Origin of the sequence: Leptospira bourretii (assembly GCF_004770145.1) — a bacterium.
Taxonomy (GTDB): domain Bacteria; phylum Spirochaetota; class Leptospiria; order Leptospirales; family Leptospiraceae; genus Leptospira_A; species Leptospira_A bourretii.
Genome location: NZ_RQFW01000005.1, coordinates 159,067 through 175,265, shown reverse-complemented (window position 1 = coordinate 175,265; position 16,199 = coordinate 159,067). Strand labels below are relative to the sequence as shown.

Sequence of the window (16,199 nt, the reverse complement as noted above, 5' to 3'; positions counted from 1 at the left end):
GTTATGTATCCGGAAATACTTCCTTAAAAATTTCAGGCAGTATTTCTCCAGATTTTCCTCCAAAATGAAGTTGCATCGAAGGAGTGAGGCTTGTCGATTCTGGATTGATTTCGATCCCAAGGGCACCATTGCGAATGGCGGTAAGGGCCAAATTTGCTGGGACAGAAACATTCGCACTGGTTCCTATCACAAACACAACATGAGTTTGTTTACTTTGTTCCCAAGCCTTTGTCAGTAACCGGTTATCATAACTTTCTCCAAACCAAACAATGTCTGGTCGTAATAGGGATTCACAATTTGGGCAATACTTTAGGCCTGGTTGGTAAATTCCGTTTTCCCCTAAGGCAAATTTTTCCCCGCATCCCGTACATCTTGCACGGAATATATTGCCATGAATTTCAAGGAGATTTTGACTTCCTGCCCTCGGGTGGAGACCATCCACATTTTGTGTGATGAGGTTAACTGTTTTTGAATGTAATTGCCATTTTGCGATTGTTAGGTGTCCATCGTTGGGTTTGGCTTCGAAACAAATATTTCTCCTGTAATCGTACCAATCCCAAACCACCTCAGGATGAGAGGCGAAGGCTTCTGGGGTGGCAAGTTCTTCGGCTTTGAATTTTTTCCAATACCCACCATCCCCTCGAAAGGTCGGAATCCCACTTTCACTGGAGATACCGGCACCCGTCAGAAACAAAACATTCGTTGCCGAACGAATTCTATGGATGAGATCGGGAGGAAGAAGACCCATTTATGGGATCATTCTAACAAATTGGGTAAAAAATTAAATCGGAAAAAAATCTAGAAAAAGAAAACTGGTAGTCAATGGCCAATCACTGGGAAGAAGTCCAAAAAAAACTAGATTCCATTCACGAGAAACAATTGTTCCGGGAAACCAAGGTTTACCAAGGAATTGATTTTTGTTCCAACGACTATATGGGACTTGCAACTAATCCGAGTATGTTGGAGTTTTTCCAATCAAAAAAAGAGATTTATCCATTTGGATCCACCGCTTCACGTTTGGTCCGTGGGAATCGATCTTCGATGGATCAGTTTGAATTTGAGTTTGCTCAATTTGTGGGAGGCGAGGCGGCTCTTCTGGTATCCACGGGGTTCACTGCAAATTTTGGACTCATTGATTCCATTGCTGCTCCCGACTGTTATGTGTTTAGTGACCGACTCAACCACGCTTCTATTTTAGATGGAATTCGAATTTCCGGTGCAAAGAAAAAATACTACGATCATTTGGATTTAAACCATTTACGCACCTTATTGGAAAAGGTGAATTTAGAAGATCCAGATTATAAGAAAAAACGAATTGTTGTGACTGAAACTTTATTCAGTATGGATGGCGATTCTCCCGATTTAAAAACCTTACTTGCGTTAAAGAAAGAATTTGGATTTGTTTTGGTTTTAGACGAGGCTCATGCCTTTGGAATTTATGGCCCTTCCGGGAAAGGGCTTGTGTTCCGAGATTTAACTTTATCAGAAATTAAATCCATCGATTATCGGGTGTATACTTTGGGAAAATCATTGGGGCTTGAAGGAGGGATCATCGTCACAAAAAAAATCGGCCGTGACCATTTGGTAAATGTTATGCGATCTTTTATTTTTTCGACAGCACCCCTGCCGATGATTTCAGAGCTTGCTTCTTTTGCTTTATCATTTCTTGGTTCTATGGACAAAGAAAGAGCCGATTTACTTTCCTTAGCAAATGATCTAAAAAATTCCCTAAAACAAAATGAATTTTCCATTACGGAATCTACTTCGCATATTGTCCCTCTCCTTTTGGAGACAGAAAAAGAAGCTTTGTTTTATTCGAGTCATTTACAAGAAAGAGGTTTGGATGTACGAGCCATCCGTCCACCCACAGTTCCAACACCTCGGTTACGTATCAGTTTGAACGCCAAATTAAAGTTAAAGGATATCCAGGTTTTGGTAGAGGAACTCAACCGGGTTAGAGAAAAATGGAATTCCCTCTAACCGGTTAATGTTTTTTTGTTTTGAAATTCGTTTTTTAAGATTCTTCTTCGAATTTACGGATTTTGTTTTTGATTTGTTCTGTGGTGGATTTTAAGTCACCTGATGTTAGTTTTGTTTTTGCTTCTGCTTGGTCTTTTTTCTTTTTTGTTCCATATTTGTAGATTCCAAAAAGTCCAAGAACTCCAATGGCAAACAAGGTAAAGTTGATCCAGGTACCATCAGGTTGTGCCAAAATTTTTGGTCCAAAACCATACACAATGGAATCCACCATTCCTTGGTTTCCACTTTCCTGAAACATCACAACAATCGGGTCTTGTAACACAGAAGTTCCAAATCCATTTTCCATTTTAGAAACGATTTCTTCTTCTTTCATCCCGTCTTTGATTCGGTTTTCAATAAAGGTTTTAAGATAACTTGACGCCGCACACATGTTAAACGAACAAGATTGGATGGGGAGACTTGGCAAACAAATACATCGAATTTGTTCTGTCACTTTTAGAAAAGTTTGGATCTGCGCCTCTTCTTTGAGGTTGGTGGTTGTTTTTTGTGCAAAAAGGAAGCTAGGAAATAACAAACAAAATCCAAGGAACAAAACGAGTTGGGAAAGGGATCGTTTGAAAACTTGTAACTTAGTTTTTTGTTCGATTTTTCTTGGTTTGAATTTGTATGTTTCAGAACCAAACTGATGTGAAGGGATTTTGTTTGGAATCGTAAAATCCATTTTAACCAACCACCTTCTTTTTGTTTTCGCCCGCAGGTAATAATAGGAATATTCCTGATAAAAAATAGAGTAGGGAACCAATCCAAATCAGTTTGACCAGAGGGTTCACCCATACTTCCAGGTTTGCTACAATTTGTCTTGGGAAGTTGAGGAAAAATTTTAGTTTATCCATCTCTGAACCAGGAGTGAAATAATACTGCATAAACATCAAAGGAAGATCAGGGTTTTCTGATTTTAAATCCGAGGTTTCAATGGCCCCAAGTTGGATATAAAAGTCTTCTTTGGTCATGGAAAGAATGGCAGGTTCACTCGTAGGAATATGGGTTTCGAAATCTCCTGTTAGGTGGGAAATTTGAGGATAAAATCTACGTTCTGTTGTCAGATCACTTAGTTTATTTGTGCCTCGAAAGATTCCGTAAGTTCCTTCTTGGGAGACAATCACGTTTTGAATGTTCGGTTCCCCACCAAGTCCAGAAATGAGAACTGGCTTTAATTTGAGAGTGGAGGCTTCGATTTGATACCCACCAATCATTGCTTTGTCGATGGATTGGTAAACAATTTCCTCCGATGTTGGTGGTTGTAGTTCATAAAAGAAACGAACCGATGTATTTATCTTAAATGCATTTCCCGCATACCCAATAAAAATTAAAACGAGTGAAAAGTGTACTAAGTATCCACCATACCGCCGTTTGTTTTTGAGTAACATTCTGTATCCAGCAACGAAGATGTTTTCGTTTTTGTATTCTTCTCTTCGTGCTTTGATCCCTCGATAGTATTCTTGGATGATTCCCGAAATAGTGAATATACCGATAGTAACTGTTAATACAGAATACACCTCTGCTAAAACATCTCCATACTTACTGTCTGGTTTTGTAAAGTTTTGCGAATAAAAAAGAATGTAGAGTCCACCACCGATCACCCCTGCAATCAATGGTTTGAAGAGAGTGGAAAAAAACACAGCTCCTGCGCCTTTTCTCCATGCCAGAAGAGGTGCTGCTCCCATCAGAAGTAGAAGAAAAATCCCTGCTGGTACTCCCCAAGAATTAAACCAAGGAGCTTTGAATTCTTTTCCATATAAAAGAGGAGAAAAGACACCGAGCAAAATGGCTGCGGTGGATAAAACAAGTAAAAAGTTGTTTAAAAGGAAACTGCCTTCTTTGGAAGTAATGGCTTCCAGATTTCTTTCAGGTGTTAGGTGCTTTCTTCGATACACAACAAAACCTGTAAAAAATAAAAAACTTCCTATGATATAAATAATAAATGGAGTCCCAATGGTTGATTTGGAAAAACTATGAGGGCCTTCGAGTACTCCAGAACGAGTGATCCAAGTTCCAAGCAAACTAAAGTGGAAGGCAAGGATCACAAGTAACATATTCCAGAACTTTAACATCCCTCTACGTTCTTGGATGACAACCGAATGAACAAAGGCACTGGTGAGTAACCAAGGCATAAGGGATGCATTTTCAACAGGATCCCAAGCCCAGTATCCGCCCCAACCTAACTCTTCATAGGCCCATTTGGATCCGAGTAAAATTCCTGTTCCAAGAAAAAACCAAGAAAACAAAGTCCATTTGCGAATGAACTTCATCCAATCTTCTGAGAGTTGTCCTGATACAAGAGCCGACATAGCAATTGCAAAAGGAATCGAGATACTCACATAACCAATGTAAAGGATGGGAGGGTGGATGATCATCGCCCAATGTTGGAGGAGGGGATTGAGTCCACGACCAGCAGCTGCTTCTGGAACAAATTCACGGAATGGTTGTGCATCTCCATAAAAAACAGCGAGGAAAGAAAAAAATCCAGAAAGAACCGCAAGGATGAGATTCATCATCGGGATTCTGTCTTCAATGGACTTACGTGTTTGCCATAAAACAATAAAAGTAAAAACGTTTAGAATTAAATTCCAAAATAATAAACTTCCCGAAGATCCAGACCAGATGGATGTCATTTTGTAAAATAGCGGTAAGTGTTCACTGGAATGCATGACCACATAATAGTTGCTATAGTCTGATCTTACGAGTTGTGTGAGTAAAACCGTAAAGGTTAAGATGATGACAAAAGGATTTGTCATCAGAGCCAAACGACCTAGTTCGATGGCTTTTCGTTCTTGTTTATAGATTCCGTAGATGGTTTGTAATGCGGAAAAAATTAAGATGGCAAGAGAGGCGGAGAGAAGGATGGTTCCTAAATTGTTCATTGTTCCTCGGCGTATCCCGCTTCATATTTGGAAGCACATTTGGCTTCTACATGAGTGGCAACAAGTACCCCGTGGTCTAATTTCCCATCCACTCGGGCTCTGGCTCCTTCTTTGAAGGCGTCAGGTAAAAGTGTAGCTCCCGTAAATAAGACTGGGATGATTTGATCATTGAGTTCCAAATCGAATTTGGCTTTTTTCCCCTCGCGGACAAGACTCCCCACCCGGACAAATCCTCTGACACGTAGGTTTTGGTCTGAGTATTTGGTTTGGTTGGCTGCCAGTTCCGAAGCATCCAAAAGGAGATAGGAAGTTTCCTGAGAGGAAAAATAAGCAATCCCGCCAAGAGAGAGCCCGATGAGAAACAAAAGAGTTAAAAACTTACGATTCATAATCCATTCTTTAGACGAATTCCCGTCTTTCCTCTAACCTCTCTGATTGCAAGTTTCGGTCAAACAAAAAGGTCTTAAAAAAACGAGGGAATTGCATCTGTTATAAAAAGGATTTGTAGCGATAAACGAAATATCCCACCCACTCCTTGACGGCAAGCGAGGTTTGGTCTAAAAAACTTGCCGAAGGAATGTAAAGTTCAAAAGCACCTGAGTTTAAATTGGTGGAACGATAGTCTGTTGGATAGGGAATAAAAGGAATTTCTTGTTTTTCAAAACAACCCGCCGCACGTTTCATATGGAAGGCCGAGGTGATGAGGATAGTTTTTTCTAATTTTTTTTCCTGGAGTAATTTCTTTGTTTCCACTGCATTTTCATAGGTGTTTCGGGACTGGTTTTCCCAAATTAAGTCTTTTTCAGGAACCCCTAGGTCTATGAATATCTCTTTGGCAAGATCTGCTTCTCGGTAGGCATCGGCAAAAAGAAGTCCAGATCCTCCCGTAAACAAAATCTTTTTTACCTTCCCTGCTTTATAGATCCGCACTGCATCTGTTAGTCGATCTGCGGAATCAGTGAGTTCCGGTCTACCAGGGTGGGACGAGATCGTTTGGATCATCCCACCTAACACGACTGCTACATCTGATTTTGGAAGATCGGAAATTTTTACAGGCGGGTAGTCTTTTTCTAAAGTTTGGAGAAGGTAGTTGGCAACATAAGCATTGGATGTTAAGTATAAAAATAAAATGATCTGAAAGAGTCGAAACTTCCCATGTCCTGATTTTGTTTTTAGTAGGGCGAACAGAGCCAATAGGAAAAAGAATGGAAGAGGAAAGAGGAGAACCGTCGCGAGTTTGGAAAGGGTAAAAAAGATAGAATCCATTGGTAATAGGATTCAAAAACCTTCTGAATCTTACCAGTCGAATTCGGGGCCTAAGAAACCAATTCCACTCCCCCAATACTGTGAAGGGTGTGGATAACGAACTGAAATTCCCAGGGGAGAGCGGGAATACTTCCAATCACGTGCAATTTGTTTTCGTCTTTGGATTTGTTCTTCCGGGATCGATGATTCAACTTTATGTAAGTATTGTTTGGTGACTTCCACCCATTCTTTGATCGCAGCCGGATTTTGTTTTTTTAAATCTTGGATTAAAATCCTGAGTTCGAATTCTGCATCTTCTCGGAGGTCCCGAGCAATTTCCGAAACTTCTGCATTGGCACCAAACACGGTTTCGCTTCCCTCCGTGCGATCCACTGTATCTCGCCATTTCGCATAGGCAATCATCAGATCTTTTGTCTCATTATACCTAAACATAGTAAAAGAATGATCGTTCTTCTTTCCAAAAAACGCAATCGAAAATTCCAAACATACAAAGTTTGTTTCGGTCTAATCCTCGTGAAGTTCCTATACTTACCTTTGTCCCTTCTTCTTTTTTTTGTTTTGTCCTGTTTTGCAGACGCTAGTGTTCGTAAATCCCACCACACAAAAAATGGATTCCAAAATCCCAATCCCAACATTCAAGCAAAAGGCCTCTCTGATATTTTGGTCTGGCAATACCAAAGGTTCCAGTTAACGACAAGTTTGGATCCGGCAGATTATCCTCCTTTTCCTGTCGTGGGAAATGACGGAAAGGCACTGAATGCCAACCTTTCCAAACTTTCGGTGACTTGGGTGGGGCATGCCACCACTCTCATCCAAATTGACGGAGTAAATATTCTGACAGATCCGATTTGGAGCGAAAGATGTTCTCCTATTAGTTTTATTGGTCCAAAACGTTATACACCTCCAGGGATCAAAATTGAAGACTTACCTCCCATTGACATAGTGGTTTTATCACATAACCATTACGACCATACGGATTTACCAACTCTCAAACAATTAGAGGAAAAATTTCATCCTCTTGTGCTCACCGGTCTAGGTAACAAGAAATTATTGTTAGGCGAAGGTATGAAAAATGTTAGGGAGATGGATTGGTGGGAAAAAACAAATTGGAAGGATATCGATATTACTTTTACTCCAACCCAACACTTCAGCGGGAGAGGACTTTTTGATCGAAATGAATCTCTCTGGGGGAGTTATCTCATTTCCGGCGAAACAGAAAAAGTCTACTTTGGGGGAGATACCGGTTATTATACCCATTTCCGAGAAGTGGCGGAACGGTTGGGAGAAATTGATGTTGCGATTTTGCCAATCGGTGCCACAGAACCTCGTTGGATGATGGAGGCGGTTCATGTGGATCCAAAAGAAGCAGTCCAAGCCTTTTCTGATCTGAAAGCAAAGTATATGGTGCCAATGCACTACATGACCTTTGTCCTTTCCGATGAAAAACTAGATTCTCCTGTGCCTCGCACCAAAGAAGAGCTAAAACGATCGGGAATCTCCGAAGATCGATTGGTTCCTTTAAAAATTGGAGAATCTCGGTTTTTTTAGTTCCAAGAGGTTTCGATTTCAGGTAAGCTGTCCTAAAAAAATAGGATGGTGAGCATGTTGAAGAAGCTTCTCACAATGATAGTATTCCTAGTTTGTTTGTCTGTGACAACAGCAGGTTTATTTGCTGAGGACCCAACTCCGGTTCAAGCGCAGACAACCACTCAGGAAGAAACAGGACATTCGTCACACGGCGAATCAGTACATCAGGAACTACCGTATTGGTCGGTTTTACCTTTTGTTGCTATATTACTTTCCATCGCAATCTTGCCGGTTGCCTCTCACAAAACTTCTCATTGGTGGGAAGACAATAATAACAAATTGATCCTTGCTGTGGGACTGGGAGCCATTTCTTTTGTGGTTCTTCTCATTTATGGTTACAGCCATAATATTGTGCACACGGTTTTCTTTGATTATATCCCTTTTATCATTTTACTCGGATCTTTGTTTTATATTTCCGGTGGGATTGTGATCAAAGGTGATATTCATGCAACACCACTCAATAACACATTGTACTTGTTAATTGGTGCGGGCCTTGCTTCCTTTATTGGAACCACTGGGGCATCCATGTTACTCATTCGTCCTTTGTTGAAAACAAATAGCGAAAGAAAACATGTGGTTCATACCGTTGTGTTTTTTATCTTCCTTGTTTCTAACATTGGTGGATCTTTAACACCACTCGGTGATCCTCCACTTTTCCTTGGGTATTTGAAAGGAGTTCCTTTTACATGGACATTCAAACTATTACCTGAGATGTTATTTGCTTTGGGAATTTTACTTGTTGTGTATTTCATTTGGGACACTCTCGCTTACAAAAAAGAAACCAAAAAGGATCTCAAAAGAGACGATAAACTCGCCACTCCTTTTTCTATTGGTGGGCAAGTAAACTTTATCTGGTTACTTGGTGTGATTTTGGCTGTTGCTTTTTTAAACAGTAACTATATTCCTGAAATCAACAACACTCCAACTCTTGGATTTATCCGAGAGGCAGTTTTAATTGTTCTTATTGGACTTTCTAAGTTTACTTCTAAAGAAGCAGATCGTAAGTTCAATAACTTTACCCTTCATCCAATCCAAGAAGTGGCCTATCTTTTCATCGGGATTTTTATTACGATGATTCCTGCTCTTGTGTTATTGGAAGCACATGGTAAGGAATTGGGAATCACTGAGAACTGGCAGTTTTTCTGGGCAACAGGGGCTTTCTCTTCTGTCTTAGACAATGCGCCAACTTACCTCACCTTTGGTTCGTTAGCTTCTGGTCTTCTCACTCCAGCGGGTGCAGCAAACCCTCTCACTCTGGGTCAGTTCATTGGAAATGTCCAAGCGGAAGAAATTTTAAAAGCCATTTCAGTTGGTGCTGTGTTTATGGGTGCGAATACTTATATTGGTAACGCTCCTAACTTTATGGTGAAATCCGTTGCTGAAGAAAACAAAGTAAAGATGCCATCCTTTGGCGGATACCTAGCATATTCTATGGGAATTTTAGTTCCTGTGTTTATCCTAATTACTTTTGTGTTTTTTGTTTAAGATCTAAAATGAGCCGGGGAGTGGTCCCCGGTTTTCTCCTCATACCAAACTTCTTCGAATTTAAGTTTCGCTATGAACGTTTATCCCCACGAATTCAAATTTTACCTTAATCCGCTTTCTACCAAATCCAACTTTTTCATCTAACAACCGTTTTTACTATCTGCGAAAGAAAGAATCTGCTTAGGGAAATGTTTGCTGTGATTTGAAAAGAGAGAAGAAGTCTGGACTGTAAAATCCAGACTTAAAAAGAAAGGGAACGTTTTGGGCGGAGGTTACTTCTTTTCTTGTAATGATTCCAATTTGTTCAGACCAAATCCAAGGACGAGTCCAAACACTAGGGCTGCGAGTGGGATTTGGGTTTCACCAAAATCATTAGGTAATACATTCTTTGCTGTGGCAATCTGAATGTCTCGTTTCACTTCACCTGATCTACCCACAATTGCCTGACCATGTGCATAGTCTTTGAAAGGCCAAAGGATAAAGAAAGATCCGAGGATGAGTCCCAGTAAAAAGGTCATTGTATGGGATTTGTATTTTACAAATAACCATTTTACAAAATGAGTAAAAATCAAAAGCCCGAGTAAACATCCAATTCCAAAGGCTCCCAGGAAAACAATCGAACTTGGTTCGAGAATGGTAGAAAGTTTTCCAATTACAATCTGATATTCACCTAACACGAGCATGATATATGATCCAGAGATTCCTGGTAAAATCATCGCAGAGATGGCAATGGCTCCAGTCAGAAAAGCAATTAAAGGATTTTCGGAACCCGTTGTATCTCCCATAAAAAAACTTGGGACAATGGTGAGAAGGATACCTGGAATGAGAAATAACCAAACAAAAAAACTATGTTTTTCAATCAGTTTGTATGGAACCACTAAAGAAGGAAAAATCAGTCCAATGAAAAGTGCAAGTGTTGCTTGCGGGTAGTTTTGTAATAAAAACTGAATGAGTTTGGCACCAGAGATTACTGATAACAATAAACCAATCCCCAAAAACACAAGGAACCAAAAATCAATCCGTTTCATTTCCAAAGCAAAACGTTTTCTTACATCTTCTTTCCAGAACCCGAATACCAAAGCTAACGATGCTTTGATGGTGTCTAAGTTTAGAGAAGTGATGGCTGTGATGAGCCTATCATAAAGCCCGAGGATGAGTGCAAAAGTCCCTCCGGAAACACCAGGAATGAGGTTGGCAATCCCGATGAGAAAGCCATTGAGAAGGCAGAATAAAATTTCTTTTTTCGATAGAGGCATAAAGGAAAGGATGGGAGTGCAAAGACTTTATGCAAGGTTTTTTCTAGGAACAAAAAACCAAAGGATTCCATAACTAACGACAGTATATAAAAAAACGATGAAAAGGATAATGATGTTTGGAACCAAATAGGTTTTTAAGACAAAATGGATACAAACAACCGAAAGATTTAAAATGGAAAAAATACAGAGAGATCCAATTTTTCCTAACTTAGTTTCTGTGATCCTTTGGTAGAGATGTTCTCTATGCGCAGAGAACAAATGTTTCTTTTGGAAAAATCGTTTGATTAGAATAAAAACCCCATCCAACCAAAAGTAGGGAAACAAATAAAAATAATCAGTGACATCCCAAACTGGTGAATTTGGGTTTCCCCACTTCCCAATAAACAAAGGTAAGGTCATTACAAAAAAACCTAAGGCCAACGATCCACTATCTCCCATAAATAGTTTGGCTCTTGGAAAATTATAGAAGATAAATCCAAACATAGAAACAAACAAAATTGTATAAAAATGATAACCAGGATTTCCGATTCCATAAAACTGAGGGGCGATTGTTACTAAAGAAAAAAAGGACAAAGAGAGGGTGGTGACTAAATACCAGTCCATTCCATCCATAAAGTTTACGAGATTCACTGCAAAAACTATAAAGATGGTAAGAACGATCACTTGCACTGGTTTGGGAATCGTCATCATTCCGAAATAAGTGACCTCTGGGTTTGTCCAAATCAAAAATACTGCCACCACACTCAATTCTAGAAATAAACGAAGTTTGGGACTGAGATGATACAAATCATCAATGAATCCTAAAATACAAAAGACAAATGTACCAGCTAACAAAAGATAGATGCCGAATGTTTTCGATAAGTTCTCTTTTGGGGAAAGTAAAAATCCCCCATCGGGGCAAAAAAGGAGAAAGAGGGATGTGAGAAGGAAAACGGGAATAAAAAACATCCCACCCGATTTTTTTGTGACCACGTTGTGGAGGCTACGTTCGTTTGGCACATCTTTGACCCCAAAGCGGGAATAGACATAAAATGAATGCAAAATGAGGCTAAGAATCGCAAGAATGGCAAACATTGGAGGGAAAAAATAGACCATTTTCGCAAAGTTTATCTGTACGGGGTCTTTTGGCAGTTTTTTATTGCAAAATTCCGTCCCTCTTCGATGTTTAATTTATGTTTCAGGGCGTTTATACAGCGGTCATCACCCCCTTCCGCCAGGGGAAAATCGATTATGATAGTTATTTTAAAATCCTAGAAAACCAGATTCGGTCCGGAGTGGCTGGTGTGGTTCCTTGTGGGACAACGGGGGAATCTCCCACCCTTTCTTATGAAGAACATAAGGAACTCATCCAAAAGACAGTCAAAGTTGTGGCGGGGAAAATCCAAGTCATTGCAGGCACTGGTTCCAATTCTACAAAAGAAGCCATCGAACTTACGGAGTCTGCTTGTGCGGACGGAGTGGACGGAATCTTAACGGTCAACCCATACTACAACAAACCCACGCAAGAGGGAATGTTTCGCCATTTTACAGAAATTGCCAATGTATCTTCTAAACCGGTCATGTTGTACAATATTCCAGGAAGAACCAATGTCAATTTATTGCCGGAGACGGTCGCAAGACTTGCGGCCCATCCAAATATTGCGGCCATCAAAGAAGCAACTGGTGATTTAGGACAGATGGCGAAGGTCATTGCCGCTACACCACCTGACTTTGATTTGTTGTCTGGTGATGACAACCTAACACTTCCTGTTTTATCCATTGGAGGGAAGGGAGTTGTATCCGTTGTATCCAATCTATTTCCACGCGCTTGTGTGGATATGGTTTCTCTCTATTTACGTGGCGACTTAGAAGCATCTAAAAAGATTTATTACAAACTTCTTCCTGTGTTTATCAATGCCTTCATTGAAACCAATCCTATTCCCATCAAAGCAGCAATGAGTTGGTTTGGGTATTGCGAAAATGAACTTCGTCTTCCTATGACTTCTTTATCCGAAGGATCTGCGGCCGATGCTTTCAAAAAAACTGTATTCCAATTAAAAGAGGAAGGCATTGTCTAAAATCAAAGTTGGTGTCATCGGTGCTGGGGGAAGGATGGGAAAGGCCATCATCCAAGTGCTTTCCCTTTCCAAGAAATCAGAGTTAAGTGCTGCGGTCGTGAGAGAAGGTGCTGTGTATGCTGGATTTGATTCGGGTAACCATGCAGGAATCAAAGAAACTGGAATTTTACTTTCGACCGACTTACAAAAAGCATGTGAGTCGTCGGATGTCCTGATTGATTTTAGTACACATACCGGATTTGAATCTATTTTAAATACGACCTTAGCCAATAAAAAACCTTTGGTGATTGGAACTACTGGACTTACTGATTCGGATAAAGCTCTCATCCAGTCGGCAGCAACTTCAATTCCCATTGTGTTTTCACCAAACATGTCTGTGGGGGTGAATCTTTTATTTAAGTTAACAGAGATCGCAGCGAAAGTGTTAGAGGAAGATTTTGATGTCGAAGTTCTAGACATTCATCACCGACACAAAAAAGATGCTCCTTCTGGAACGGCAATGTATTTGAAAGAAGTCTTACTGAATGCCACCAAACGTTCTGAAGAAAATGTCATTTATGGTCGTCATGGAATGTATTCAGAAAGAGACCAAAAAGAAATTGCTATGCATACGATGCGAGCAGGTGAAGTGGTTGGCGAACATACTGTATATTTTTTAAGTCCAGAAGAACGAATTGAAATCACCCACAAGGCACAAGACCGCAAAACATTCGCTACTGGTGCGGTAAAAGCAGCGGAGTTTTTACACGGAAAATCCAAAGGCCTTTATAATATGTTTGATGTGTTAGGAATATAAATTGGATTTTTTTCGAGGATTATACATCATTCCCTGGAGTAAAAATTATATCTCCATATCATTAGATGTATTAATCGTCGCATTTTTAATTTATAAAACTTATACAACCTTACGTAGGACTCGTGGAATTCAACTTTTGCTCGGTGTGGGGATCATTTGGATTTCCGGAAGCCTTGCGGAATATTTAGGGTTTGAACTTCTGGAATGGATTCTCACAAACATTCGTCCGGCTTTGGTATTTGCAATCATTGTCCTTTTGCAGCCAGAACTTCGTCGTTTGACCGGCGACTTAGCAAGGATTCGACTTCTTCGTTTGTTCTTTCTCAAACCAACTTTTGATTTAGATCCGATTGTGGAAGCCGTTCGGATCATGTCGCAAGAAAAAACGGGATCCATCATTGTTCTCGTCAAAGACATAAGTTTAAAAGATATTTCTGAAAATGCCGTGCCTATGGATGCACAAGTCACATCGGAAATATTACAAACTATTTTCTTTAAAAATTCTCCCCTGCATGATGGAGCTGTCATCATCGAACAAAATCGTATTGTTTGCGCTGCCTCTTATTTGCCAATGAGTAGTTCAGTAGAAATTGCTACGTTAGGTGCAAGGCACCGTTCCGCTTTAGGACTTTCTGAAGAAACAGACGCTATCATTATTGTTACATCAGAGGAAACAGGAGATATTACCATTTGTTTTGAAGGGGAAATGTTGCACCCAGTCAAACCTCTCGAACTCAAAGCACTTGTGAGTGGGCTTATGAGTGGAACTCGTAGGTCGAAAGACGATTCTCTTCGTAAACCAAAAGAGAAAGATACTGGTGTGAGTATATGATCGTAAAACTTCTTGGAAAAGTAGTTCGAAATTGGAAGGCAAAACTTGTTTCGCTAATCATTGCCAGTATCTTTTATGTGAATCTTCAAAACTCCAAAGTTTTAATTAAAACAATTAATGTTCCTGTCGACTATCCAAAGTTATCTGGTAATTTAAACTATTCCAAAAATCCTGAAAAAACAATCCCCGTTCGAGTGGAAGGTTTGAAGGATGTAGTTAATTATTATTCCCAATTTATGAAAGCTGTGATTGATCCAGAAGACGTTCAGTTGGGTGTAACGGAAGTGCCTATTAAAAAAATCGTAGGTGTCCCAAGTGGGGTAAAAGTCACCAAACTGAAAAAAACGGTCCCAGTTGAAATTGAATCCAGAGGATTAAAAATCGTTCCTTTAGAAGTTACTTTTGAAGGTGCACCGCCAGCTAACTTTGAAAAGTTGACTCAAATTGTAAGTCCTCAAAAAATTACACTCAGTGGAAAACCACAAGATTTGGAAAAAATCACTAAGGTTGTATTGCCTGAAATTTCTCTTGCCGATAAAAAAGAACCATTTGCAAAAACAGTTAGGATTCCAGATCTCCCTAAAGGTGTGAATGTCCTTGGATCTCGGGATGTTACTGTGAATGTAAATATCATTCCTTTGTCGTATAAAACTGGGGAACAAACTGCCGCAGGAATTCCTATTGTTTGCTCTGGACAAGACATTCGGTTGGATGCAGAACTTTCAGAAGAACAAGTTGCGATTCGGTATTTTTCTTTAAAACCAATTCGATCAGCGCAAATCCTTACCGGGATTACAGCTCAAGTCCCTTGTAATTATATCTTTGATCCTATTAAAAATAAAATCATCCCCGAATTACAACCGCAAGTTGCTAAGGTTCGTATCATTAAAAACAAAGATTTAAAAGGGATTGAAATTTTACAAATCAGCCCAGAAAAAATCGAGATTCGTTATAAGGTCAAAGAACAAAACCCTGATTCCGATCCGACCGATGATGGAACGGGAATGGAAGGTCCGGGATCCGTTCCTTCCGACAGGTCTTAGTCTTTATTTTAAAAATTCATAAATCTCTTTAAAACTTTCTTCTGGATTTTCCCATTGCGGGTAATGGCCAATCGAATCCCAACGAATGAGTTTTTTATTTTTGATTGGGAGTTTTTCAATTTCGTCAGCTAGGTGACGACCACTCACTGGATCTTCTCCTCCATTGATAAAAAGAAGAGGAACTTCTGTTTGGAGAAGGGCATTTTTCCATCGTTCCCCGTGGACCCTTCTTTCTTGAATGTATTTCAAAAGTTTATGTGGAATTAAAACCTTGTTTGGATAAGTGATAAGTTTCCAAAGAACAGAAATTTCTTTATCGTTAGGCTTTGTATTTTTTCCAAATACTTGTGCGAATGCCACTCCAAATTTTTTTTCATCATAAAACCTTGAAAGAAAAGCACCTAATATGGGTGTGGCGAGCAGTTTTTGTTTGAATGTTGGTCTGTGGAGGTGAGGGAAAAGTCCTCCATTCATAAATACAGCACCATCTATTTCATACTTACGATCACTTCTTTCTAAGTGCCTTGCTAATATTTCTTGGCCCACACTGACTGCATAATCATGAAAAACAAATTTCACTCTTCTCAGTGCATTCTTTTCAATAAAGTTCTCTATAATATCTGTTTGTTCGATTAATGTATATTTATGTTTTTTTGGTTTGGATGAATATCCGAATCCTAAAAAATCAATTGCGATTGTATTGAAGTAACGCGAAAGTCCATTGAAGATTTTGGAATAGTCCCAAGAAGAAGTGGGGAATCCGTGAAGTAGAATTAAGTTTTGTCCTCTTCCTTCTTGGATAAAGAAGATTTGAAACTTCTTATATTCGAAAAATTTACCAGCCGCTAACCATTCAGTAGCGTTCTTTTTTGGAAAGTTTAGATCAACCATATCCGACATAGAACAACAAAAGAGGAAGTGAGTCAAATAGAAGAATTTGTTACTTTCTCTTTTCCCGAAAGCCGATCTTTAAAGG

16 protein-coding genes are annotated in these 16,199 nt (G+C 39.6%); 7 read left to right on the top strand and 9 right to left on the bottom strand.

The genetic code is table 11. From position 1 onward, the window contains the following. Position 1 precedes the first annotated feature (1 nt). Positions 2-748 (bottom strand): SIR2 family NAD-dependent protein deacylase, encoded by a 747-nt coding sequence (locus EHQ47_RS02430; RefSeq protein ID WP_135748376.1) that lies wholly within the window; start codon positions 746-748, stop codon positions 2-4. Between the two features lie 74 nt (positions 749-822). Between EHQ47_RS02430 and EHQ47_RS02425 the strand changes: the two genes are divergently transcribed. Then, positions 823-1,980, top strand: coding sequence for an aminotransferase class I/II-fold pyridoxal phosphate-dependent enzyme (locus tag EHQ47_RS02425; RefSeq protein WP_135776489.1), 1,158 nt, complete (start codon positions 823-825; stop codon positions 1,978-1,980). Positions 1,981-2,014: 34 nt separating this feature from the next. Here EHQ47_RS02425 and EHQ47_RS02420 read toward each other — a convergent pair whose 3' ends face one another. From EHQ47_RS02420 to EHQ47_RS02400, 5 genes are all read right to left on the bottom strand, one after another. Beyond that, positions 2,015-2,701: a cytochrome c-type biogenesis protein CcmH gene (locus tag EHQ47_RS02420; RefSeq protein ID WP_135748378.1), complete on the bottom strand. Its 687-nt coding sequence runs from the start codon at positions 2,699-2,701 to the stop codon at positions 2,015-2,017. A gap of 1 nt (position 2,702) precedes the next feature. Further along, positions 2,703-4,901, bottom strand: coding sequence for a heme lyase CcmF/NrfE family subunit (locus tag EHQ47_RS02415; protein WP_135748379.1), 2,199 nt, complete (start codon positions 4,899-4,901; stop codon positions 2,703-2,705). Further along, a complete protein-coding gene (locus EHQ47_RS02410; RefSeq protein WP_004786637.1) occupies positions 4,898-5,290 on the bottom strand; it encodes a cytochrome c maturation protein CcmE domain-containing protein in 393 nt (130 codons plus the stop codon). The genes EHQ47_RS02415 and EHQ47_RS02410 overlap by 4 nt, the downstream gene beginning before the upstream one ends. Before the next feature lie 100 nt (positions 5,291-5,390). Next, positions 5,391-6,167, bottom strand: a complete 777-nt coding sequence (locus EHQ47_RS02405; RefSeq protein WP_135776488.1) for a YdcF family protein — start codon at positions 6,165-6,167, stop codon at positions 5,391-5,393. Between the two features lie 30 nt (positions 6,168-6,197). Then, positions 6,198-6,599, bottom strand: coding sequence for a hypothetical protein (locus tag EHQ47_RS02400; RefSeq protein WP_135776487.1), 402 nt, complete (start codon positions 6,597-6,599; stop codon positions 6,198-6,200). A 9-nt stretch (positions 6,600-6,608) separates the two neighbouring features. Between EHQ47_RS02400 and EHQ47_RS02395 the strand changes: the two genes are divergently transcribed. Next, positions 6,609-7,715 (top strand): MBL fold metallo-hydrolase, encoded by a 1,107-nt coding sequence (locus EHQ47_RS02395; protein ID WP_244290183.1) that lies wholly within the window; start codon positions 6,609-6,611, stop codon positions 7,713-7,715. A 54-nt stretch (positions 7,716-7,769) separates the two neighbouring features. Beyond that, entirely contained in the window at positions 7,770-9,239 is a 1,470-nt protein-coding gene (locus tag EHQ47_RS02390; RefSeq protein WP_135776486.1) for a sodium:proton antiporter, read from the top strand. A 272-nt stretch (positions 9,240-9,511) separates the two neighbouring features. Here the strand turns inward: EHQ47_RS02390 and EHQ47_RS02385 are convergent, their stop codons facing one another. Together EHQ47_RS02385 and EHQ47_RS02380 are read right to left on the bottom strand one after the other, a co-directional pair. Continuing rightward, a complete protein-coding gene (locus tag EHQ47_RS02385; protein WP_135776485.1) occupies positions 9,512-10,495 on the bottom strand; it encodes a DUF368 domain-containing protein in 984 nt (327 codons plus the stop codon). A 27-nt stretch (positions 10,496-10,522) separates the two neighbouring features. After that, positions 10,523-11,590: an MraY family glycosyltransferase gene (locus EHQ47_RS02380; protein ID WP_135776484.1), complete on the bottom strand. Its 1,068-nt coding sequence runs from the start codon at positions 11,588-11,590 to the stop codon at positions 10,523-10,525. Between the two features lie 77 nt (positions 11,591-11,667). Between EHQ47_RS02380 and dapA the strand changes: the two genes are divergently transcribed. The 4 genes from dapA to EHQ47_RS02360 are packed head-to-tail and all read left to right on the top strand — an operon-like array spanning position 11,668 to position 15,223. Beyond that, entirely contained in the window at positions 11,668-12,552 is an 885-nt protein-coding gene (gene dapA, locus EHQ47_RS02375; protein ID WP_135748385.1) for a 4-hydroxy-tetrahydrodipicolinate synthase, read from the top strand. Further along, complete coding sequence (gene dapB, locus EHQ47_RS02370; RefSeq protein WP_135748386.1) at positions 12,545-13,348, top strand: 4-hydroxy-tetrahydrodipicolinate reductase; 804 nt, start codon at positions 12,545-12,547, stop codon at positions 13,346-13,348. Before dapA ends, dapB begins: the two co-directional genes overlap by 8 nt. A gap of 1 nt (position 13,349) precedes the next feature. Further along, positions 13,350-14,180, top strand: coding sequence for a diadenylate cyclase CdaA (gene cdaA / locus EHQ47_RS02365; RefSeq protein WP_135697043.1), 831 nt, complete (start codon positions 13,350-13,352; stop codon positions 14,178-14,180). Further along, positions 14,177-15,223: a CdaR family protein gene (locus EHQ47_RS02360; protein WP_135776483.1), complete on the top strand. Its 1,047-nt coding sequence runs from the start codon at positions 14,177-14,179 to the stop codon at positions 15,221-15,223. The genes cdaA and EHQ47_RS02360 overlap by 4 nt, the downstream gene beginning before the upstream one ends. Positions 15,224-15,226: 3 nt before the next feature. Here EHQ47_RS02360 and EHQ47_RS02355 read toward each other — a convergent pair whose 3' ends face one another. Further along, on the bottom strand, positions 15,227-16,114 hold the full coding sequence (locus EHQ47_RS02355) for an alpha/beta fold hydrolase (RefSeq protein WP_244290182.1): 888 nt from the start codon (positions 16,112-16,114) through the stop codon (positions 15,227-15,229). Between the last annotated feature and the right edge of the window lie 85 nt (positions 16,115-16,199).